Source organism: Faecalicatena orotica (assembly GCF_003149245.1).
In the GTDB taxonomy this organism is placed as follows: Bacteria; Bacillota; Clostridia; order Lachnospirales; family Lachnospiraceae; genus Faecalicatena_A; species Faecalicatena_A orotica.
The window spans coordinates 24,614-46,096 of the sequence record NZ_QGDL01000017.1; the positions used below are offsets into that span (position 1 = coordinate 24,614).

The 21,483-nt window shown below is 39.1% G+C and carries 18 protein-coding genes and 1 pseudogene; 11 read left to right on the forward strand and 8 right to left on the reverse strand.

The genetic code is table 11. The features are described from left to right. Positions 1 to 87: 87 nt before the first annotated feature. The 8 genes from A8806_RS22330 (at position 88) to A8806_RS22365 (ending at position 10,725) form a co-directional block, all read left to right on the forward strand. Positions 88 to 1,911, forward strand: a complete 1,824-nt coding sequence (locus A8806_RS22330) for an acyltransferase family protein (protein WP_109733386.1) — start codon at positions 88 to 90, stop codon at positions 1,909 to 1,911. A gap of 200 nt (positions 1,912 to 2,111) precedes the next feature. Continuing rightward, entirely contained in the window at positions 2,112 to 4,481 is a 2,370-nt protein-coding gene (locus tag A8806_RS22335) for a GH39 family glycosyl hydrolase (RefSeq protein WP_109733387.1), read from the forward strand. A 170-nt stretch (positions 4,482 to 4,651) separates the two neighbouring features. Continuing rightward, a complete protein-coding gene (locus A8806_RS22340) occupies positions 4,652 to 6,013 on the forward strand; it encodes an MFS transporter (RefSeq protein ID WP_109733388.1) in 1,362 nt (453 codons plus the stop codon). A gap of 45 nt (positions 6,014 to 6,058) precedes the next feature. Next, positions 6,059 to 7,171 (forward strand): Gfo/Idh/MocA family protein, encoded by a 1,113-nt coding sequence (locus tag A8806_RS22345; RefSeq protein ID WP_109733389.1) that lies wholly within the window; start codon positions 6,059 to 6,061, stop codon positions 7,169 to 7,171. Between the two features lie 28 nt (positions 7,172 to 7,199). Beyond that, positions 7,200 to 8,072: a sugar phosphate isomerase/epimerase family protein gene (locus A8806_RS22350; RefSeq protein ID WP_109733390.1), complete on the forward strand. Its 873-nt coding sequence runs from the start codon at positions 7,200 to 7,202 to the stop codon at positions 8,070 to 8,072. A gap of 10 nt (positions 8,073 to 8,082) precedes the next feature. After that, positions 8,083 to 8,526: a C-glycoside deglycosidase beta subunit domain-containing protein gene (locus tag A8806_RS22355; protein ID WP_109733391.1), complete on the forward strand. Its 444-nt coding sequence runs from the start codon at positions 8,083 to 8,085 to the stop codon at positions 8,524 to 8,526. A gap of 14 nt (positions 8,527 to 8,540) precedes the next feature. Continuing rightward, positions 8,541 to 9,614: a Gfo/Idh/MocA family protein gene (locus A8806_RS22360; RefSeq protein WP_181368831.1), complete on the forward strand. Its 1,074-nt coding sequence runs from the start codon at positions 8,541 to 8,543 to the stop codon at positions 9,612 to 9,614. 121 nt (positions 9,615 to 9,735) lie between these two features. Then, positions 9,736 to 10,725, forward strand: coding sequence for a nucleotidyltransferase family protein (locus A8806_RS22365; protein ID WP_109733455.1), 990 nt, complete (start codon positions 9,736 to 9,738; stop codon positions 10,723 to 10,725). A 36-nt stretch (positions 10,726 to 10,761) separates the two neighbouring features. Here the strand turns inward: A8806_RS22365 and A8806_RS22370 are convergent, their stop codons facing one another. Beyond that, on the reverse strand, positions 10,762 to 11,646 hold the full coding sequence (locus tag A8806_RS22370; RefSeq protein ID WP_109733392.1) for a helix-turn-helix domain-containing protein: 885 nt from the start codon (positions 11,644 to 11,646) through the stop codon (positions 10,762 to 10,764). Positions 11,647 to 11,785: 139 nt separating this feature from the next. Between A8806_RS22370 and A8806_RS22375 the strand changes: the two genes are divergently transcribed. Next, positions 11,786 to 13,222 (forward strand): MFS transporter, encoded by a 1,437-nt coding sequence (locus A8806_RS22375; protein ID WP_109733393.1) that lies wholly within the window; start codon positions 11,786 to 11,788, stop codon positions 13,220 to 13,222. A gap of 7 nt (positions 13,223 to 13,229) precedes the next feature. Further along, positions 13,230 to 14,663, forward strand: a pseudogene (gene uidA, locus A8806_RS22380) (beta-glucuronidase); the annotation flags it as partial. Here the strand turns inward: uidA and A8806_RS27060 are convergent. The 7 genes from A8806_RS27060 to A8806_RS22410 all read right to left on the reverse strand — a co-directional run bounded on the left by A8806_RS27060 (position 14,597) and on the right by A8806_RS22410 (position 20,603). Continuing rightward, positions 14,597 to 16,354 (reverse strand): recombinase family protein, encoded by a 1,758-nt coding sequence (locus A8806_RS27060; protein WP_242996232.1) that lies wholly within the window; start codon positions 16,352 to 16,354, stop codon positions 14,597 to 14,599. The pseudogene uidA and the gene A8806_RS27060 sit on opposite strands and share 67 nt — an antisense overlap. Positions 16,355 to 16,390: 36 nt before the next feature. Next, positions 16,391 to 16,552, reverse strand: a complete 162-nt coding sequence (locus A8806_RS26315; protein WP_181368832.1) for a hypothetical protein — start codon at positions 16,550 to 16,552, stop codon at positions 16,391 to 16,393. 53 nt (positions 16,553 to 16,605) lie between these two features. Next, the gene (locus A8806_RS22390; RefSeq protein ID WP_181368833.1) at positions 16,606 to 16,947 is read right to left on the reverse strand and encodes a hypothetical protein; all 342 of its coding nucleotides are present in this window, start codon (positions 16,945 to 16,947) and stop codon (positions 16,606 to 16,608) included. A gap of 204 nt (positions 16,948 to 17,151) precedes the next feature. Then, complete coding sequence (locus A8806_RS22395; RefSeq protein ID WP_073290568.1) at positions 17,152 to 17,574, reverse strand: RNA polymerase sigma factor; 423 nt, start codon at positions 17,572 to 17,574, stop codon at positions 17,152 to 17,154. A gap of 360 nt (positions 17,575 to 17,934) precedes the next feature. Beyond that, on the reverse strand, positions 17,935 to 18,804 hold the full coding sequence (locus A8806_RS22400; RefSeq protein WP_109733395.1) for an rRNA adenine N(6)-methyltransferase family protein: 870 nt from the start codon (positions 18,802 to 18,804) through the stop codon (positions 17,935 to 17,937). Between the two features lie 152 nt (positions 18,805 to 18,956). Further along, complete coding sequence (locus A8806_RS22405) at positions 18,957 to 19,232, reverse strand: CD3324 family protein (protein WP_073290564.1); 276 nt, start codon at positions 19,230 to 19,232, stop codon at positions 18,957 to 18,959. A gap of 153 nt (positions 19,233 to 19,385) precedes the next feature. Next, positions 19,386 to 20,603, reverse strand: a complete 1,218-nt coding sequence (locus A8806_RS22410) for an MFS transporter (RefSeq protein WP_073290562.1) — start codon at positions 20,601 to 20,603, stop codon at positions 19,386 to 19,388. A gap of 415 nt (positions 20,604 to 21,018) precedes the next feature. Here A8806_RS22410 and A8806_RS22415 point away from each other — a divergent pair, with 415 nt between their 5' ends. Then, entirely contained in the window at positions 21,019 to 21,372 is a 354-nt protein-coding gene (locus A8806_RS22415; protein WP_109733396.1) for a helix-turn-helix transcriptional regulator, read from the forward strand. The last annotated feature ends 111 nt before the right edge of the window (positions 21,373 to 21,483 follow it).

Below are 21,483 nucleotides of genomic sequence, written 5' to 3' on the forward strand. Positions count from 1 at the left end.
AACAAAATGGGCTAAAATAGAACCTCAGAGAGCAATATTTCACAGGTGCAATTTTGCCTGTACATTTGACTATGGGGGAATTTACAAATGATAAGAGAAGGAAAAGATTATGGAAAACAAAAAGAATACATATATGGCATAGATGGATTGCGGGCCATTGCAGTTATAATGGTATTTGCATATCATCTTAAACTGCCTTTTGCAAAAGGGGGATTACTTGGTGTTACGGTGTTTTTTGTTATCTCCGGATTTTTAATTACCCGTATTTTATTGCAAGAATTAGATAGCACAAATACAATTAATCTTAAAAATTTCTGGGTCAAACGCATCAGAAGGCTGCTTCCGGCAGTTTTGACAATGATAACAGTACTCATATTTATAAGCGCCATATTTAACCGGGTTTTATTTACAAAAACTTGTTCAGATTTTCTTTCTGTTATTTTTTGCTATAATAATTGGTGGCAGATATTCAATAATGTTTCTTATTTTGAAAATGCGGGTGCACCATCTCCTTTAACTCACTGTTGGTCGCTGGCTATTGAAGCGCAATTTTATTTATTATATCCATTATTGCTAATGTTTCTTACTAAATTTAAAAATAAGAAAGATAGAATTGCTTTGGTAACCATAATATTAGCTTTTATTTCTTTAGCTTTGATGTGGATTCTGTTTGATCCTGCAAAAGACCCCAGCCGAGTTTACTATGGGACAGATACCAGAGTATTTTCACTGTTGTTTGGAGCTTTTTTAGCTTTTGCAGTGGAAGATCAAAATAGAATCTGGGTAACACCAGCTATTATCAGGGAGACTCTTGGGATAGCATCACTTGCAGGTCTTCTATTTATGATGATTACACTTGATGGCTATAGCAGTTTTTTATATAGAGGAGGACAGGGGATAGCATCAATACTGACTGTCATGGTCATTTTTTCCGTTTTAAATAAAAATAGTATACTGGGAAAGGTTTTGAGTGTCTTTCCTTTTAAATGGATAGGTGACCGTTCTTATGGAATATACTTATGGCATTACCCCGTAATACTTTTAAGTAGTGGAGGTAAAAAATCTGGTTGGTTGATGATTTTCATTGAAATTTTTTTAACGCTTATTTTTTCCGCTCTATCCTACCAATTGATAGAAACGCCAATACGACATGGAGTTATCAAAAAGAGTATTGATATTATAAACAGTCACCCCAGAACAAGAAGAGAACGAAGAAAACAGGTCATGACATTAAAAAGAAGCATGAAAGCTGTTTTATCTACTGTGATAATCGGGATTGCGGCTATAATGTGTATTGCTTTTGTACCGCGTGAAAAAGTATTGAGTAACATCGAGGAATTGGAGACACAGGCGGAAAGGGCAAAGGAAATCACTGATCAAAAAGCAGAAATATCAAAAGGAGGTACGGCGGTACAGGATGAGACCGGAGATATTGATCTGTTACTTATAGGTGATTCAATAGCTTTAGGTGCTACAGATGAATTTTACGATGTTTTTCCAAATAGTATTTGTGATGCAGCAGTCAGCAGATATACAACGGAAAGCTTTACTATTTATGATTCTTATGTGAAAGAAAAGGGATGGGATGGTGACGGTGTGATATTTGCCCTTGGATCAAATGGACTTCTATATGATTCACTTCCCACACTTAGAGGAATGATTGAAGCTGATAAACCGCTTTTTATTATTACAGCCCGGGCACCTTATGCTAGTTGGGAAGAATCAAACAATACAGAAATATATGAATTCGCAAAGACAACAGAGAATACATATCTTGTGGATTGGTATAAAGCAAGCGAAGGACATGGTGAATATTTTGTTGAAGATGAAACTCATCTGACTGAAGAGGGAAGTAAAGCATATATTAAATGTATAAAAGAAGCTGTTTTACAGGCAAATATAAATAGATAAAAACTAGCCCCAAAATTCTATGATTGAACACTTGTTAAAGTAGTTGGTATGTGGTATGTTGATAAACAGAGACCGTATTTCAGCCTTTATAAATTAGGGAGGAGACGTTAAACTATGTATCACGGAGAAATGAAGGTGGACTTCACAGAGGCAAGTGAATATTGGAGTGAAATTATAGATGCTATATTGGGGCAAAGAGGATGAAGCAAGAGACTATACAGGGATGTAAAATAGAATTAATGTATCTTTCTAATGAAAATATACATTTTCATCAGGATCTGGAATTGCTATACGTTGTTGAAAATGGAGTTTCTGTTAAAGAGGAACAGGAGTATCAGATTGGGAAAGATGATATTGCAGTCATAAATCCAAATCAACACCATACACTTTTTAACTGTTGTAATACGATAGTATTTCGTATATTGATTCCCTACCGGCTTCTAAGAAAGCTGATTAGAGATGAATATATTATATTCCGGTGTAACTCTGTGCTGTACCCGTCTCAGGAGGATAAAAAACTACGAGCTCTAATAGAAACGCTGATTTTGCGGTATTTAAATATTGAAGAATCAGATTTGAGTGAGATGGCCAGTATTTTATTTCAGATAATACACCAGTTGTCTGCTAATTATAAACTAGATAAGAACAGCATGAAGTTGTATGTGAAAGAACATATGAGTGAAAAGATTGACCGGATTTTAAATTATATTCATCACCACTATTTTGAGACCTTGAGTCTGACTGATGTGGCGGATCATTTCCAGGTTTCGGAGTCATATCTTTCACGTTATTTTAAGAGTAAGACAGGTCAGAATTTTGTGAATTATTTAAATGAAGTGAGAATTGAGAATGCGGCTAATGAACTTTGCCAAACCGACGCAACAATTACAAATATTGCAGTGGATAGTGGATTTTCTACTCCTTCAGTTTTAAATCGTATCTTCAAAAAGAAGTATGGGATAACCCCTTCGGAGTTTCGAAAACGGATGGAAGAGTTTACTTCTAATGAGAAAATTGAAAATGACAAAGTAGAAGAGTTAAGAAAAAACTTATATGAAAAAATTGAGAATGGGGAAGAAGACCGGGATATTAAGAAAGTGGCAATCAAGGTACAGACAAACCATGTGCAGTGGATGAATCACAATGAGATTATCAATATAGGGGAGGCTTCGTGTGTCAGTGAAGCTGCTATACAGGAACATATTTTATTTTTGAAACAAGTTTTGGACATTAAGTATGTTAGGATATGGAATCTATTCTCGGAAAAATTTATGATTTCCACAGATTTTTCCGGGAAAAATTTTAACTTTGAATCACTTGACCGCATCTTTGATTTTTTTGTACAAAATAAGATACTGCTCCTGCTAGATTTTGGTAAGCGTAATCGTGTGATTATGGCAGGGAGAAATAATGAGCTTTATTCTGCCAACATGCAGTATAATCTGAAAACGATAGATGAGTGGAAGAATCTGCTGGAACACCTAATCAAACATCTGATTAGAAGATATGACAAGGGTGTACTTGAGAAATGGATCTATGAATTTCCCTGGAATAAAGAGCCATATTATGAAAAAGATTATGTATATATAGATGCATATGAGGCCGGCTGGAAAATCATTAAGTCTAATCTGGGGAATGGGAGGGTGGCAGGACTTAGCCCGCATGGAGAAATCAATGAAGTACAGTTTCAAAATGTAATTCATGATTTGAAGACCCGGGGGATTTTTCCAGAAATATTCACAGTGAAAATTTTTGCTGATTATTCTCATAAGATGATGGAAGATTATTCTTTGCAAATGGGAAATGACTATTTGTATGCCAGAAAGTATATGGAAAAGGTACATGCTTTGCTTAAAAATGAAAACATAGAGTGCAAAATATGCATCTCAGAGTGGTCCAATAGTATATCTAACCGTAATATTCTACAGGACAGTTGTGCAAGGGGAACCTATATTATTAAGTTCATTTTAAGTATTTGGAAGCTGGCGGATATGATTGGTTTCTGGCATGGTTCAGATGCTGTTGATACTTTTTATGATTCAAGGAAGCTGATATATGGAGGCGGGGGACTTCTGACTAAGGATGGAATTAAAAAACCATCTTTTTATGCGTTCGAATTTATGAAAAAGTTAGGCAGGGATATCCTGCGGATAGGAAATAATTATATTGTAACAAGAGATTCAGCGAATACCATTACGTGCCTGTGTTTTAATCACAGGGATTATAGTTATTATTATTACCTTAAGAAAGAAAATGAACATTTAGATTTATCCAAAGTGTTTCAAAGTGAGGAAAAGGAGAAAATTGAATTTACTATTGAAGAACTGGATGACAACAAGGAGTATATGATAAAAGAAGAAGTTATCAACAGTCATTTTGGAAGCATTATGGATGAATGGAGGCTGCTTGGAAATCAGGAAGAATTGGGAAAAGAGGAAATTCATTATTTGAAAAATATTTGTATACCAAAAATTTATATACATCATGAGAGAAGTGAAAATCATAAGATTAAATTCCAAGTTGAACTAGAACCGCATGAAATGAGAATGGTTTATATCAATGAATATTAGAAGAGATAGAAGGTGCAAAAAATGGAAGCTGTTTTTTGCACCTTCTATTTGTTTTTCTTTAAAATTAGCAAAAAATGAAAAGCAAATTAAATTCTAAAGGAAAGTCAAATATATTTTATTTTACTATACTTAATATATCAAAACAAAGGAAAAGAAAGGAAGTAAATGATATGGAAAAACTTTCTAAAAAAAGTATTTTCAGTTATGGGCTGGGGGATATGGCGAGTCAGCTCGTATGGAGCTTTGTGGGAACATATCTCACTGTGTACTATATGGATGTTGTAGGACTTGCGCCTCTGGCTGTCTCAACAATTTTAATGGCTGCAAAGATTTGGGATGCAATTAATGACCCTATGATGGGGGGAATTGCAGAGAGAACGCGTACTAAATGGGGGCGTTTCAGACCGTACATTCTATTTGGGGCCCCGTTCCTTGGGTTGTTTAGTGTATTAACATTTACATCTCCATTTGGCAATGGTACAGCAGGCATTGTATGGGCTATATTTACATATATTGGGGCTGGTATGCTGTACACATTGGTTAACATCCCTTACGGTGCAATGGCGGGTGTAATGACTACACATGACAGTGACCGGAACAAATTGAATTCTATAAGAGGGATTGGGATGCAGGTTGGTATGATGACGATTAACTTTGCATCGTCCATCATATTGGTCAAGATTTCAGGAAGTACAGAACAGATTTCAGGAAGTAGTTATACGATTGCAGCGATAATTTTTGCAGTAATCTCCCTGCCTATGTTTTTTATGGTGTTTAAGAATTCAAAAGAAGTCATCATGCCAAAAACCAGCACGGAAAAAGTTTCAATTGTAAAGAATTTAAAAGTAATTTTTACAAACAGGTATCTTATGATCATTGTACTTACAATGCTGCTGCAAATGACAGGAAATATGGGACGCATAGGTATTATGGCATTCTATGTGAGAGACTGTCTGGGTAATTTTACATTGATGGCACTTCTTATGACACTGCCTTCAATTGGAAGTATTATTGGTAATATTATAGCACCTTATTTAATCCGCAAACTTGGAGCGCATGGTAAAAGGAATGTTCTGGTTGCCAGCCTGATTGGTAAGGGAATTGGTCTTATCTGGATATTTATGGTGCCGTTCGACAATATCAAGATGGTGATTGCTGCCCATGTCTTCTTTGCGATTGCCGGCTTTGGATTCCCGTCTACATTGTCAATGGTTGCGGATTCCGTAGATTATCAGGACTTAAAGACAGGAGTACGTTCAGATGGTGTTGCATATGCTTTTTATGGACTGGCAACAAAAGTGGGAAATGCCCTTGGCGGTTCCATCGGAGTTATGTTAATGGCCGCATTTGGTTATGTTGCAGGTAAAAATATTACATCAACAGCACAGCATGGAATTAATATGGCGGCTAACCTTGTTCCAGGAATCTTCTTTATTGCTGCGGGACTGCTTCCACTAATATTCTGGAAGCTGACTGATAAAGAGGCAGACGAAATTAGAGAAAAGATTGCAGTACGCAACGCAGCCGAATAAAAAGTAAAACTAAATATCTGAATAAAATAACAGGAGGCAGTGATTATGAAAAACGGAAAATTACAGGTGGCGGTTATAGGATGTGGGGGAATTGCAAACCAAAAACACTTCCCGGCATTAAGCAAGCAGGCAGACAAATGCGAGATTGTGGCATTTTGTGATATTTTGGAGGAACGTGCAAAGGAAGCAGCAGATAAATATGGAGCTGACAATGCAAAAGTATATACAGATTATATAGAACTGTTAAAAGATGCAGAAATTGATGTAGTACATGTGTGTACACCAAATGTAGCACACTGTCCAATTACAGTTGCAGCTTTTGAGGCAAGGAAAAATGTTATGTGCGAGAAACCTATGGCGGCAACAACAGAAGATGCACAAAAGATGATGGATGCGTGGAAAAAATCTGGTAAAAAGTTTACAATCGGATATCAGAACCGTTTCCGTACAGACGCTCAGGCACTAAAGAGAGCCTGCGAGGAAGGGAAACTCGGAGATATTTATTTTGCTAAAGCACATGCAGTAAGAAGAAGGGCTGTTCCTACGTGGGGCGTATTCCCGGATAAATCAAAACAAGGTGGCGGACCGTTAATTGATATCGGGACACATGCACTGGATATTACATTGTGGTGCATGGACAACTATAAGCCAAAAACAGTGACTGGTTCTGTGTTTGAAAAATTAGGACATCTTCCGGAAGCTACAGAGGGCAATATGTTCGGACCTTGGGATCCGAAGGCATATGAAGTAGAAGATTCTGCCTTTGGCTATATCAAAATGGAAAATGGAGCGACAATTTTCCTTGAATCTTCATGGGCTTTAAATGTAAAAGATTCTCGTGAAGCAGCAACTACTTTGTGCGGGACAAAAGCAGGGGCAGAAATGATTGGCGGAATGAGCGGAAAAGCCTATGACCTGGTTATCAATGAGACAACAGGTGGAATTTTGACGGAGGAACATATCTCTGATACAGGCGCTGTTGCATTCTTTGAAGGGAATGGAGGCGGAACACCGGCAGATAAAGAATGCAAGCAGTGGCTGGAAGCTATTTTAGAAGATAAAGAGCCTCTTGTAAAGGCGGAACAGGCATTCGTTGTAACGCAGATTCTTGACACCATCTACAAAGCGGCAGCAGAAGGCCATGAGGTACAATTGTAATAGCATGATGGAAAAATAGGAGGCAGTTATGTATCAATACAATAAAAAAGGGCCCAAAAGGGGCGTTGCATTATATAGCTATTCAGCTGAATTTGGAATAAGTAAAAACTTAGAAGATTGTCTGGAAGATATGTTTGATATGGGGGCACATGGTCTGGAAATTCTGGCAAACACTCATATTGAAAACTATCCAAATCCGACAGATGAATGGGTGGAGGAGTGGTTTAGGCTGTTAGATAAATATGAAATAGTACCTGTGGAATATGGAAACTGGATCGACTCCCATGTACTTGGCCATAGAGATTTGACAACAGAAGAGTCCTATAAGATGCTTAAGAGGGATATGCGCCTTGCTGCCAGGCTTGGGTTTACAGTAATGAGGACGAAGATGCCTGTCATATCAGGTGATCTGGAACCAGTAAAGAACTGGCGCGAGATTATTAAAATGGCTCTTCCACTTGCGGAAGAATTAAATATTAAAATGTGTCCGGAGATTCATGCACCGACAAATTTAAGCAATAAGCTGGTGGCAGATTATGTGGATTTCATAGAACAGACAGGAACAAAACACTTTGGGTTAAACATTGATTTTGGTCTGTTCCGTAACTTTTTTAAAGAAGGCGAACGCAGGCAGCCAGGATTTGTTGCAAGTAAACCAGAGGATATTATTCCATTACTTCCATACATATATTGCTGTCATGCAAAATTCAACAATATGAGTGATGATTTTGAAGAAACAACCATTCCCTATAGGGAAATTATTGAGATTATGAAGGTACATAAATGGGACGGGTATTTACTGAGTGAGTATGAAGGCCATGATAAGTACAACCAAGGGTATGAAGTAGGACAGACACTTAGAAAGCATCACATTTTACTTAAAAATTGTCTGGGAGATTAGGAGGTAAACAATGTTAGAACGGGACGTAATTCAGTCGATTGGGTTTAGGAATGTAGAAGAGGCAGGGGCTGTTACCGGGTTTCAGTTTAAGGTCAGACTTCCGTATTATAGAGGAATATTCTTAAGTCAGCTACGGCCGGGAACGCTTTTCGTAGATGGGGAGCGTTTTGAAAGAGAAGAGATTATCTGGAATATTAATGGAAAAGATTTTACATATGAAGAAATGAAAACAGATATGGATACTCATTGGAGTGTTACAAAGCCTGCAGTTATTAAAGTGAAAAAAAAGGATGGACTGGCGCAGGGGTATCATGACCTGACACTGGGATTTTGCTTCACATCATCCTACATGCCGCCGGTTATGCAGGATGCATTGGATCCTGATTGTGAGAGTAAAATTTCAATGCCGGAATTTGGTCATCATGTTAACCAAAGAAGGCTGTTAATTGTTTAGAGGTGAGAGGGATAATGGAAGACATTAGAATTGGGATTATAGGTCACGGTTTTATGGGACATGAGCATGAGAAGATGCTTACCGTTATGGATGGCTACCGGGTAGTTGGAATTTCTGATATAGATTTGAAGCAGCTTGAGGATGTGAAGGAAGGTATAAAAAGATATCATTCAAACGAAGAATTGTTTCAGGATCCGGAGGTACAGGTTGTGCTGATTGCCGCGAACAACAACCAGCATCATGACCTGGCTTTGCAGGCAGCAAGAGCGGGAAAAGACATAATCTGTGAGAAACCGGTAGCTATGAATCTGGAAGAACTGGACGATATGATGAGGATAACGCGAGAGTGTGGGGTGAGATTTACTGTTCACCATCAGAGAAGGATGGACCCCGATTTTTGTACAGCAAAGGCGATAGTTGATCAGGGATCACTAGGCGATATCTATACTATTAAAAGCAGCTTGTACGGGTTTAACGGCAACATGCATGACTGGCATGTATATATTCGTGAAGGCGGCGGAATGTTGTATGACTGGGGTGTACACCTGTTGGATCAGATTTTGTTTATGATGCCGGAAGCAAAACTGACTAATGTTTACGCGGATATTCGTAATGTCATTAATCAAGAAGTGGATGATTACTTCAAGATTCTTATGCGGTTTGATAATCATATAACAGCAGAAGTAGAGCTGGGAACTTATTATTTGACAGATAAGATGCATGACAAATGGTTCGAGCGCCATTGGTTTATCGGTGGAAACAAAGGAAGTGCTTATCTCGATGGATTCAGTCCGGAAGGGAAAATTGTGCGAACGGCGGGCCTGCTGCAGAATGCAGGCGATAAAAGAACCATGACGGCAGCAGGTCCTACACGTTCTTTTGGACCTCCGCCAGATGGAAAGATTCTGACTGAACCTGTTCCAGAAGTAAACACAAATCATAAAGATTATTTTGAAAATTATAGAAAAGCATATTGGGGTGAAACAGAATTTTTGGTTCAGATTCCTGAGACGAGAAGGGTTCTTGCCCTGATGGATGCGGTTAGAGAATCTGGCCGCACAGGTCAGTCTGTCATTTTTGAAGCATAGTGAACTGAAAGCGGTAATTGACATTTATTTTTCATTTAATTATACTGTACATAGTACAAGGGGGTATAGTTTACGAACTATGCCTCTTTTTAATGAAAAAAAAGAAACGGGGTACACTGCAATGATTAAATTAAATGACTATTTATATTCTGGTGATACAGTTATTAAGATCTTGTATAAATACATGGAGGACCTTCGGGAATCTGCAAGGCGGACACATAATCCGGTTGACCTGATGCACTGCAACTTTTTAATTCAGATTGCAAACCTTCTCGAACATAATGATTTTCTGACATCTCAATCACAGCGCCTCAGGGAATTTTATAAGTTTATGGCGACAGAGTACCCGTATCTGGCGTTTACCTTTAAAGGGAGGATAAAATCTTTAATCAGGGCAGAGGCAAAGTTTAATGGATATGTCGTGGAATATATATCAGACTATTATCATGGGCATGGGATGTATCCTCCGGTTCCGGAACTGAAGAATAAGCTTAGCTGTTTCCGGGATTTGATTGCCTACAGAATTGTAATTTCTATGCCAAAATGCCACCTTGATGAGGAGACAGATGTGGAAACGGAAGAAATAAAGTATCTATATGAGATTGCAAATTACCTTCCGGAGTTTCTGGAAGAGCGGGGTTTTACTGCAATTGTTTCCGGCAGTCAGGTGGAAAGGAAATCAGCCTTTCTAAAAGAATCTGTGCAGCCTTATTATAAAGACTATATTGCGAATGTAAACAGCTCCGGTTATCAGTCACTTCACATTACTTTTTATGATAATAGCGCCCGCTGTTATATCGAAGTTCAGTTGCGCACGAAAGGGATGGATGATTATGCTGAAATAGGCCCGGCAAATCATCTGTGGTATGAAAAGCGGCAGGATAATGAGCGCGCAGAAAGAAATGCTGTACCGGCCGGGGAATGTATATATTTTGATGAGGCTTACGAGAGGGTTGTTCAGTTACAGCAGCTGGAGCTGTCAAAGATTGACGTCAATATGTTTTCTGCCGCAGATAACAGCTTGATAAATGATGGCTGTGGATTATACCGCGGCAGGGTAATTCTGCCTTATGAACATTTATCCAGATTCCAGAATGATTTAATTGACTAAAACAGGGAGATGTTTATGGGGCTTTTTCTGATTGTTTTATTCTTTCTTTCCCTCTGACTGATAGGCTTCGCTGTATTCGCTGGGAGATAACATGAAACAATCTTTAAAGCATTTCGAAAAATGAGAGTAATTTTTAAAGCCGGAATCGATACAGGCATCATAAGGAGCGCATCCATTTGCAAGCATGGTTTTGGAGGTATTCAGCCTTTTGCGGAGAATGTACTGGTGCAGGGTGAGTCCTGTGTACTGCTTGAAGAGCCGTGTCAGGTAGTATTTGCTGATATAAAAATGTTCTGACAGATTATCAAGTGTCAGTTCTTCACATAGATTCTGGTTGATATAAAAGATCACGTCATTGACCTTGGGATTGTTGATCAGATGGATTCCAGGGGTAATGGTCGTGTTCAGATGAGCCTGATTCAGGAGGATCAGCAGTTCCGTGGCGTAACAGTCTCTAAGTGCCCGGTCGCCAAAAATTTTCTCGTCTGCAGGCTTCATAAGCTGTTCAAATAGTTTTACAATCTCATGGAAGGTCTCACTGTCTGCATGGAGCAGGTTGAAATGCATTTTCGAAGAAGAATCAAAACAGGCAGCCACATCTGCATCGATAATCTGGGCGTTTAGTTTATTGACAAAATCAGGATGAAACCAGCCCACAAAGCGTTCATAAGGTTTGCCATCTCTGATGATGGCGCGGTGGAGTTCACTGCTGTTGGTGAGCAGGATATCACCGGGGCGCAGCGGATAAGTCTTGTCTTCCACCTGATAATCTACTTTCCCTCCAAGAAAGACAAGAACCTCATAAAAGTTATGCATATGAAAATCAAGATCAATCGCACGATCAGTATAATTATGGAATATTTCATATGTATTTGTATTCATGACCTGTCGGTCATCTTTCAGCCAGATCTGTCCTTTCATGACAATTTTTCTCCTTTTGAATTTAAAAAGCTGTATAATTAGGCAATTATTTTACTATATTATAGCAATTTTTACAAAGTAATGCAATGGAAATAGTGATATACTTTCTTCAGATCAAAATGGTTTGGAGGAAAGAAGAATGAGAAAATTTGGAACCCGGGATAAGGTCGGGTACATGTTTGGAGATTTTGGAAATGATTTCTTTTTCGTTTCAGTGGGGACATTTTTAACAGTATTCTATACGGATGTATTGGGAATCAGCGGAACTGTTATTGGAATGATATTTTTAGTGGCCAGAGTGTGGGATGCGTTTACCGATGTTATGATGGGGCGGATCGTGGATCTGTCTAAACCCGCGAAGGACGGGAAGTTCCGGCCCTGGATACGAAGGATGGCGCTGCCGCTTGTGATCTCCGGCATTCTATTGTTCCTGCCTGTGACAAGACTGACGATGAAAGCAAAGATAACTTATGCGGTGATTACATATATCATTTATGGAATGATGTACACAGCGGTCAATATCCCTTATGGTTCGATGTCATCTATTATGACAAATGATCCGGCGGAGAGGGCTTCGCTCTCCACATTTAGAAATGTGGGCTCGTCCATTTCAAGTGCGTTGGTGAATGCTTTGATCCCGCTGTTCTGTTTTGTACCGGTTGTTCTAGCTTCAGGTGAAAAAATAGAGAAGCCTTCCGGCATCCGGTTCCTGATCATTATGACTGTATTCGGCGTATGTGCACTTATCTGCTATTTCTTATGCCACAGGTTCTGTACGGAACGTATCAAAAGTGAAGTTATGAGTGAGGAAGAAAAAAAGAACGGCGGGAGTATGAAGGCAACTATGAGAGGTGTGATAAGAAACAAGCCTTTGATTGTACTGATTATCGTGGCAATAGTTCTTCTGCTTTCACAGCAGATTACAGGTACGATTAATACCTATGTGTACAAGGATTATTTCCAGAAATCAGGCCTGCTCTCTATTGCCGGTCTGCTGATGACAATTTGTACCTTTGCACTTGCACCGTTTATTACCGGGATTGTTGCAAGATTTGGAAAGAAAGAAGCAATTGTGGCCGCAACGCTGACTTCCAGTTTCTTCTATCTGCTATTAGGGTTTCTGCATGTGGATAATGTGTGGGTTTACCTGGTACTGAGTTTATGTGCGACCTTTGGTGCAGCATTTTTCAATACGATTGTCTGGGCACTGGTTCTGGATGTTATAGACTTTCAGGAGCTGACAACCGGACATAGGAGTGATGCAACAATTTATGCCATGTATTCTTTCTCAAGGAAAATAGGACAGGCGTTAGCAGGCGGTCTGGGCGGATTTGCACTGACTATGGTAGGCTATATCTCGTCATCGGGAGACACGGCAGTACGCCAGACAGCATCAACGGTGAATCATATTTATAATGTGGCGACCTTTATTCCGGGAATTACATATCTTTTGATTGCGCTGATTATGCTTTTTGCGTATCCATTGACTAAGAAGAAAGTATTGGAAATCACAGAGACATTACAGAGTTTACGTATGAAGAAGGAGGAAAACAATGCTGTATCCACAGATAAATAAATCAAGAATGGTACTGGATTTGTCCGGTATCTGGAAATTTAAACTGGATGATGGACACGGATTTGAAGAAAGATGGATGGACGAAGAACTGACGGAGGCGGAAAACATTGCTGTACCCGCTTCTTACAACGACCAGTTAGAGGGGAGCCGGTACAGAGATCATTATGGATGGGCATTCTACCAGAAAAAAGTTACTGTCCCGGCAGTGATGCTGGGCCAAAGACTTGTCCTGCGCTTTGGTTCCGTGACACATGCATCAAAGGTGTATCTGAACGGAAAGGAGGTATGCAGCCATAAAGGGGGCTTCCTCCCTTTTGAGGCAGAAATAAAGGGGTTCCTTACCGAAGGAGAAAACCTTCTGTGCGTAGCTGTTGATAACAGAGTGGATTATTCTACCCTGCCGATCGGAAATGAAGCAGGCGCTGCATTTTTCGGGGCAGACCTTCCTGATATTCCCAGCGTAAATGCGGTAAAACAGAGTCCGCACAATGCACCTAACTTTGACTTCTTTAACTATGCCGGTATTCACCGTCCCGTAAAGATATACACAACCCCGGAACATTACATCAAAGATATTGTGCTGGTTCCGAAAATCCAGGGGAATGATGCATCGGTCCAATATACAATCCAGTACATCGGAAAGGATACCCCCAAAATCGTAATCCGTGACGAGAACGGCATAGTGGCGGCAGAAGGAGTGGGCACAGAGGGAGAGCTTTTCATTCGTGACGCGCACTTTTGGTGGCCGGGAAAGGCCTGCCTCTACACGGCGGAGGTGACTGCGGCTGATGATTCCTATCAGGAGACCTTCGGTATCAGAAGCGTGGAGATTAAAGGAACTCAATTTCTCATTAATGGTAAACCATTCTACTTTAAAGGGTTTGGAAAACATGAAGATACAGAAGTTCATGGACGGGGACTGGATGAGGCATATAATGTAAAGGATATTTCACTGATGAAGTGGCTCCATGCCAATTCCTTCCGGACGTCCCATTACCCTTATGCGGAGGAAATGCTGAATCTCTGTGACAGAGAGGGGATTGTAGTGATCGACGAAACACCGGCAGTAGGTCTGAATTTCGGATGGAATGACGACGGATATCAGAAGTTTCGAACGAAGGAACATCACCGGGAGGTGATCCGGGAGTTGATAGCTAGAGATAAGAACCATCCTTGTGTTGTACTGTGGTCGATTGCTAATGAGCCGGATACGGAAAAACAGCCGCAGGAGGCTTATGACTATTTTTATCCACTGTATCAGCTTGCACATGCATGTGATCCGCAGGACAGACCCGTTTCTCTGGTATGCTGCCAGAACGACTATACAAAGGATCTGGTGGCACCGGCTATGGATATTGTTATGGTGAACCGCTATTATGGCTGGTATGTATTCGGGGGCGATCTGGAAGCCGGCAGGGAAGCGATGGATATCGAGATGAAATATTGGGAAAAAACCGGGAAACCGTGGATGATTACGGAGTATGGCGCAGAGACGTGCGTACTTTTGTCCCACAAAAATTCGTAAACATCTCCACCGTCCTTATACACCGGAAAATTGAATAAAATAGACTTCAGAGGTAGCTCTGATTCATCACATGGGAAAATCTCTATTTCTTTGATTAATGAAGAAATTAGGGATTTTTTCTCTTCATCGCTGATTTTGTCATACACCTTTTCAAAGTTTGCCAACAGGGTGTAGATGTTCTCTAAAGTAATGGCATCCTGTTCCACAGCCTTGCGGCGTAGCTTGACGTCCTCGATTTTTTCTTCAAGCTCTACAATAACATCGTACAGTCCATCAAGTCGGAGCGTCATATCGTGAAGCTTACGTTCTCTAAAACGAGTATCCTCCGGCAAGCTGTCAATTTCATTTTCAAGACGAGTTTTATTCAAATCGACTTCTCGCAGTTTGATTTCATAATTTTTCAGCTCTCTATCAAGAGTAGAGGTATCAATTTGTTTTCCTATTTTTGATTTAACCTCTGTTGCAAAATCTTGATTTTTAATCAACTCTCTAATTGCTTCAATAACAAGTGGCTCAATATCCGTTTTCTTTAGCATTGCTTTGTAATCACAGCTTTTACCTCTGGCGGTACGAGCTTTACTGCATACATAATAGTAAATTTCTCTATAGGTACCGTCTTTGTTTGTCCATGCGTGTTTGTTGGTATACATCGGACCGCCACATTTAGGACATTTTAAAATGCCACTTAACAAATGTGCTCTGTCCCGACCTATTTTTGATGGGGCTTTCACACCAGTTATTACACGCTTTTCATGTGCCTTTTGCCAAAGTTCTTCACTTATAATAGCTTCGTGCTGACCATCTGCAAGAATGTATTCCTCTTGATGTACTTGGCGGTATTCATTTTTACTACCTTTGACTTTTTCTCTTGTTCGTCTGCCAAAAGCGATTTTCCCAGAGTACACAGGGTTGTCGATTATCATTCTGACAAAATGCGTACTCCATTGTGAAAGAGTACCATTGGCACGTTTGATTTTTTGGATACCCTGCAAATTAAGATAGTTTGCAATTTTATAAAATCCCATATTACCATTTACATATTTATCAAAGATAATTCGTATCGCTTCTGCTTCATTTTCTTGGATATAGAGCTGCTTGTCTTTGAGGTAGTAACCATAGGGAGCAAATCCACCGTTCCATCCACCTTGACGAGCCTTTTCTTTTCGTCCGTTCATTGTCTGCTCTATGATATTTTCACGCTCTATTTCTGCAACGGCAGACAATACTGAAATCAAAAGCTTTCCGCTTGTTTGCGAGGAATCAATTCCTTCCTCAATGCAAATTAAGTTTGCACCAAAGGATTGAACATGTTCCAAAGAATTTAAAATATCGGCTGCATTTCTACCAAAGCGGGAGAGCTTATAGACTAAGATATAGTCAATCTCTAACCCATTTTCAATATCACCAAGCATCTGTTTAAATGCGGGTCTGCCCTCAATGGACTTGCCGGACTTGCCTGCATCTTCATAAATATTTACGATTTCCATTTCTTCTCTATCTGCAAATCGCTTTAAGCTATTTTTCTGTCCGTCCAAGCTGAAGCCGTCAACCTGCATTTCGGTACTTACACGTGGGTAAAGTACACATTTTTTTCCACTCCTATTCATAGTAGTTAACCTCCAATATATTATTGGAAAATATCTTTACTTCTCATGATTTATCTCATTTAAAACTTCTGCACCATGCTTTTCAATAATCTGAGAAAGTACATTAATAAAATCCTGATATGCTTTGGTTTTCTCATAAGAATTAGGCGGTGCAGCAGCCGTATCAGTAGGATTAGATATATTTTTGATATTTTCCATTCGCAATCACCTCCAAGTGTATTGCTTATATAAAGTATAAGCATAGATAACATTTATGAAAAGTTTGTCGTTTCATTATTTATAGTAAAACCAAGCACACCGCAAATTTTCATAAAACAAAAATGCGGTGCGGTTAGTTTTATCTGTTTGCCGTATTTGCCACGCTCCCCGACAAAGGGGATATTTTGAGTTGCTGTTGGCACAGCTATCATAGCCCCACAGTACCGTATGTGCTTGTCCCAAAAGCCACGCATACTGCAGGAACTCCCCCTCAAGTCTGTGGGAGGTCGTGAGAAAGTATCATTATCCCTTATGTGTGTTATTGCGGCGAACGTACCACCGTTCGGTCTAATGGCTGCATTTATCGCTCCGACTGCTGTAATACCCATGCTCATAAAGGCTCTCATCAATTATTTGGTTTCCTATTTTGGCAAGTGTGTTACAGCGGCCATCATGGCGATGCCCATTATATCGCTTTGCTTTTCAGCCACATAAGTTTCGTACTCAAAATATCGTATATTCGATTGTCAAGGAACATGGGGAAGATTATACCTCCCTCTATATACCCTGACTTTTTTCCTTGTGAAACGGAACGTGATTTAGAAAAAACTTTTTAAATATTTTTCTATGGTATGTAAACCTCTTTCTATTCCAATACGGACAGCTTTTTCACTTACGCCTTCTGCTTTAGCAATTGCTGATTTACTCATGCCCATAAAATAATGAGCATAGATTCGCTTTGCCTGCTTGTCCGGCAGAGAAGCAATGGCAGCGTGAAGTTGCTGGCTTGTAAGCTTACGTTCGTAAATCTCATCGAGCGAGAGAGAGACAAACAAGATGTTGTGCTCAATTCCATCGCCACGGTCAAGAGAGTAATGAGCTTTGTAACGGTATTTCTTTCTCTCATATGCTGATTCAGCTCTTACAAATTCCTCAAAGACAGCTAATAGCTCATCAGTCACTTCTACAAAGGTGTCTTGTGTGTAGTAAGGGTAATAATCTTTCAGATTAATTGTTTTCATGGTTTTTACCATCCTTTCGATTTTTTGGTTTGCTGAAGTCGAAAGGACAGCGGTGGAGAACGGCAGCGAGGCTCTATAAACGCAAAAATGCCCGACTGAAAATACAGTCGGGCATAAGTGGAAATATTAACCTTTACTTGATGATGTGTGTGTTCATATTGAAAGCCGTAATTTCCCGCTGGTGGGTGTAGGCTTTTTTTGATGAATAGAAATTAGGTGGAGTATGAGAGTTAAAAATAAACACAGCGATACCTCCTTGATACCGCCGTGTCTACAAAAAAGGGCAACACCCTCCGTTTGTCCAATTTTTCAAAAGGAAAACGGCGGCCTTGCGTTAAATGCGAGTTTCATATTACAAGTCTATTTTCTTCCTCTAAATTGTTTTTTTAGAAGTGACTCTTGTATCAAATACTGCCTGTATGAACCTATCACTTGCGTTTTTTTTTCGTCACTGACATACTGTAAAAAGCACTTAAATAATATTATCCATTCCTCATATGCTATTGCAGAGGTCTGATAATTTGATATTTCATGTCTTATTCTCAGTTCTTTTAATTGCCTGTACGAAAAAATCTTTTTGGAAAAGGTTCTATTATTTTTATAACAATAGCAAATAAAATCACGATATAGCTCAAATTCTCTCATGGTAAATTCGTCAAGTTTGCGCTTTTGAATGTGCAACAAAACAATATCCACATTTGGTTTTGGGGAAAAATCATTGCGAGAAAATCGGTGCACAATCATCATATTGAATTTGGGTTTAAGCAAAAGAGATTTTAATGTAGTTTCCATTGCCCCACAATATTTTATAGCTGCCTGTTTTTGTAATATTAAATAAGCATCAAGGGGCGGATTTTTTGCTTGTGTAATCTTATTAAGAATATCTGATGTAATAAAAAAAGGTATATTAGAAAAAATCTTATAGCTCCTTTCCGGTAAAGGTAATTCCATAAAGTCACCATGAAGCAAAGCAAAACGTTTTTCATTGCTGAACTGTTTTTTAAGATACAATATGTTTTTTTCATCCAGCTCAACAGCAGTAACTCTGCAACCACGGTCAAGTAATGCTTTTGTTATAATTCCTTTTCCTGCTCCAATATCAAGCACCTCATCATTTGAATTGATGTTTGACTGTTGAAGTAATCTATTTATGAGCATTGCATTAATCAAGTAATTTTGAGAAAAATGGATGGGTAATGAATGATTAATCTCTCTATTTTTTCCAACCAAAAAAACACCTCCACTCTGGAAGAATATCTAAAATTGCACAATATAATTTAATATATCTTTAGCATACCATTCAGGGCTGGAAATTGATTCCTCCTTCTTGTTTGGCAAAAGAAGAAGCGCCATAAGCTATCAACAGCTTAGGCGCTTTAGTGTTATTCAGTCGATTGTCGTGAATATACAATTTTCTGTATAGTTTTTTCTGCCAAAAAGTACTTTTGAGCTAATTCGGACACGGTTAATCCATTTTGATGTTCAAGCCTTATTTGGTGGTTACGAGATGACACCAATTGCTTAGTGTCCGTATTGCTTCCCCATGATTTACGGTTATCTGCTTTTTTGGGAATATAGACCTTAACACCGTCAACATATTCTTGGATTTGCTCGACAATTTCTTTTGGCAAAACGTCATATATATTAATATAGCTCATTTTGCATCTCCTAATCACTCTATGTTATTTAGGATTAGCAAAGGCTATTTTTCAGTTGCTCACTTTTAGCGTGCAATAGCCCCTGCTATTACACAGAAATAATTACTCCCATCGTAAATCCACCCTCCTTTGCTCAATTTAGCATAGGCTATTTCATATGGTACGATTATCAAGTGATTGTACTACGGGAAGTATAAACACCAAAAATGATATGGTTATAATTCCTATGCCAGAAATCAAAAACCATTTTTCAACACCTATTTGTTCCGCAAAAAGACCAGAACACAATAAGCCCAAAGGCATTGCGAATGACATTACACTTCCAAGCAAAGAAAAGACCCTCCCTAAATATTCAGGTTTAATTTTCTCTTGGAATAGGGCATTTTGCACTCCATAAAATGGAGCTGACACTCCCATAACCATACAGCATATCGCAAAGGCAATGAAGGCATTTGAGGGAAGTATTCCAGATATGGCAACACCAATTCCCATCATAAGAACCGATGCACCAATGGTAAAAGTACGTTTCTTAAAACCACCCCAAACGCTTAATATGACCCCTCCTACCAACATTCCAATAGCAAAGGCAATTTCCGCTATTGAAGCATGAGTAGGTGTTCCGCCGAAATATCCCATACTCATCAGAGGATATAACGCGCTAATCGGCATGTAAAAGAACATATATAATGCGCCAATCCAAAGCAAAGCAAACAGACCTTTATTCTCTTTTAAGACCATGTACCCCGCCTTCATTTCCTGCATGACATTTTCTTCAATGCTACTCGGCAATGGATTAGGAATTGCAATAATCGCCACGGAAATACAAGCTATAGCCGCACCAACAATATCAAGAAGAACGATATGATTTAGGTTCCAAACAGTATACAAGAATGCGGCGGCGGCCGGACTAATAATTGACCCTATGGCTTGTATAGTTTGGCTATATCCCGCACACTTTGTCAGTTGATCTTCTGGCACGAGTAGTGGTGTAGCTGCATTCAATGCCGGCGAGTGAAACGCTGTTCCCATACTTCGGACAAATAAAACCCCCATGATTACCCAGATTGGTAAGTCCATATAGAGGGTAACAATTGCTAATACCCCCCCAGCCGCAGCAATAACTAAGTCAGCTCCAATCATTACTTTCTTTCGGCTATGCCGATCAACAAAAACGCCAGCAAACGGCCCTATAAGCGCTTGCGGCAAGAAACCAATCAGTGTTGCTATGGATAACACCATTGCAGAACCTGTTTCTGCTGTCAAATAAAAAATAATTGACATTTGCAAAATTCCACTACTTATAAGGGAGAATCCTTGCCCAATCAATATTGTAAAATAATCTTTCTTCCATAAATTTTTATTTCGTTGCATATATTTATTCCTCCAAACATTTTTATTGCATAACTCATTGTTTTTTGTGCAATAAAAAATGCAGGTTAACACCCACAAAAGGGCATTAATCTGCATCACTACAAAACAAGGCAAACCAACATTATGCGACTATACAGTCACATAATGTATAAGCACGTGTTTATTCGTAAACGCAAGCGAAAAAAGCCCACAATGTGGATAGATAGTTCTGCTTTTTTATTGCTTTATTTGCGTATACGAATTAACACACGTAAGCCTCCTTTTTTGTTCAAATTTATAATAGTGTATCACGGTTGTTTTTTTATGTCAAGATAAAACAAAGTAAAAATATGCTTTGTTTAAGTCAACGCCATGATATGTGTAATCATATCTAAGAGGGTAAGGTGAACAGTAAAATGTAATAGGGTGAAATAATATGAAGCAGGAAAAAATCAAATATGATTTTAAGGCTTTCGGTCAAGCCATAAAAGAAGCTCGAAAGGTAAAGGGATTATCAAGAAATGAGTTAGCAGACCAAATGAACATTGCCCCTCGATATATTGCGTCCATTGAAAACAGCGGACAGCACCCAAGCCTTCAAATCTTTTATGAACTTGTTACTCTTCTAGATGTATCGGTAGACCAATTCTTTTTTCAAAATAAAGAAGCAGCTAAATCCACGCAGCGCAGACAGCTTGATAGTCTGCTCGATGATATAAGCGACAAGGGATTGCAAATCGTCACCGCTACCGCAAGAGAGATAAAGGAAGTCGAAACAAAGGACAGATGAATGTCCAAAATACAATTAAATATGGAATGAGAAACGTTGCAGCCAATGCGGTTTTGCAGCGTTTTTCTTTTAACATTCTAATGAATAAGTGCTTTTATAATTGTAGGATGT

Coding starts and splice junctions, on each gene's coding strand:
- A8806_RS22330 (WP_109733386.1), top strand. CDS start 88: ATGATAAGAGAAGGAAAAGATTATGGAAAACAAAAAGAATACATATAT.
- A8806_RS22335 (WP_109733387.1), top strand. CDS start 2,112: ATGAAGCAAGAGACTATACAGGGATGTAAAATAGAATTAATGTATCTT.
- A8806_RS22340 (WP_109733388.1), top strand. CDS start 4,652: ATGGAAAAACTTTCTAAAAAAAGTATTTTCAGTTATGGGCTGGGGGAT.
- A8806_RS22345 (WP_109733389.1), top strand. CDS start 6,059: ATGAAAAACGGAAAATTACAGGTGGCGGTTATAGGATGTGGGGGAATT.
- A8806_RS22350 (WP_109733390.1), top strand. CDS start 7,200: ATGTATCAATACAATAAAAAAGGGCCCAAAAGGGGCGTTGCATTATAT.
- A8806_RS22355 (WP_109733391.1), top strand. CDS start 8,083: ATGTTAGAACGGGACGTAATTCAGTCGATTGGGTTTAGGAATGTAGAA.
- A8806_RS22360 (WP_181368831.1), top strand. CDS start 8,541: ATGGAAGACATTAGAATTGGGATTATAGGTCACGGTTTTATGGGACAT.
- A8806_RS22365 (WP_109733455.1), top strand. CDS start 9,736: ATGATTAAATTAAATGACTATTTATATTCTGGTGATACAGTTATTAAG.
- A8806_RS22370 (WP_109733392.1), bottom strand. CDS start 11,646: ATGAAAGGACAGATCTGGCTGAAAGATGACCGACAGGTCATGAATACA.
- A8806_RS22375 (WP_109733393.1), top strand. CDS start 11,786: ATGAGAAAATTTGGAACCCGGGATAAGGTCGGGTACATGTTTGGAGAT.
- A8806_RS27060 (WP_242996232.1), bottom strand. CDS start 16,354: ATGAATAGGAGTGGAAAAAAATGTGTACTTTACCCACGTGTAAGTACC.
- A8806_RS26315 (WP_181368832.1), bottom strand. CDS start 16,552: ATGGAAAATATCAAAAATATATCTAATCCTACTGATACGGCTGCTGCA.
- A8806_RS22390 (WP_181368833.1), bottom strand. CDS start 16,947: ATGAGCATGGGTATTACAGCAGTCGGAGCGATAAATGCAGCCATTAGA.
- A8806_RS22395 (WP_073290568.1), bottom strand. CDS start 17,574: ATGAAAACAATTAATCTGAAAGATTATTACCCTTACTACACACAAGAC.
- A8806_RS22405 (WP_073290564.1), bottom strand. CDS start 19,232: ATGAGCTATATTAATATATATGACGTTTTGCCAAAAGAAATTGTCGAG.
- A8806_RS22410 (WP_073290562.1), bottom strand. CDS start 20,603: ATGCAACGAAATAAAAATTTATGGAAGAAAGATTATTTTACAATATTG.
- A8806_RS22415 (WP_109733396.1), top strand. CDS start 21,019: ATGAAGCAGGAAAAAATCAAATATGATTTTAAGGCTTTCGGTCAAGCC.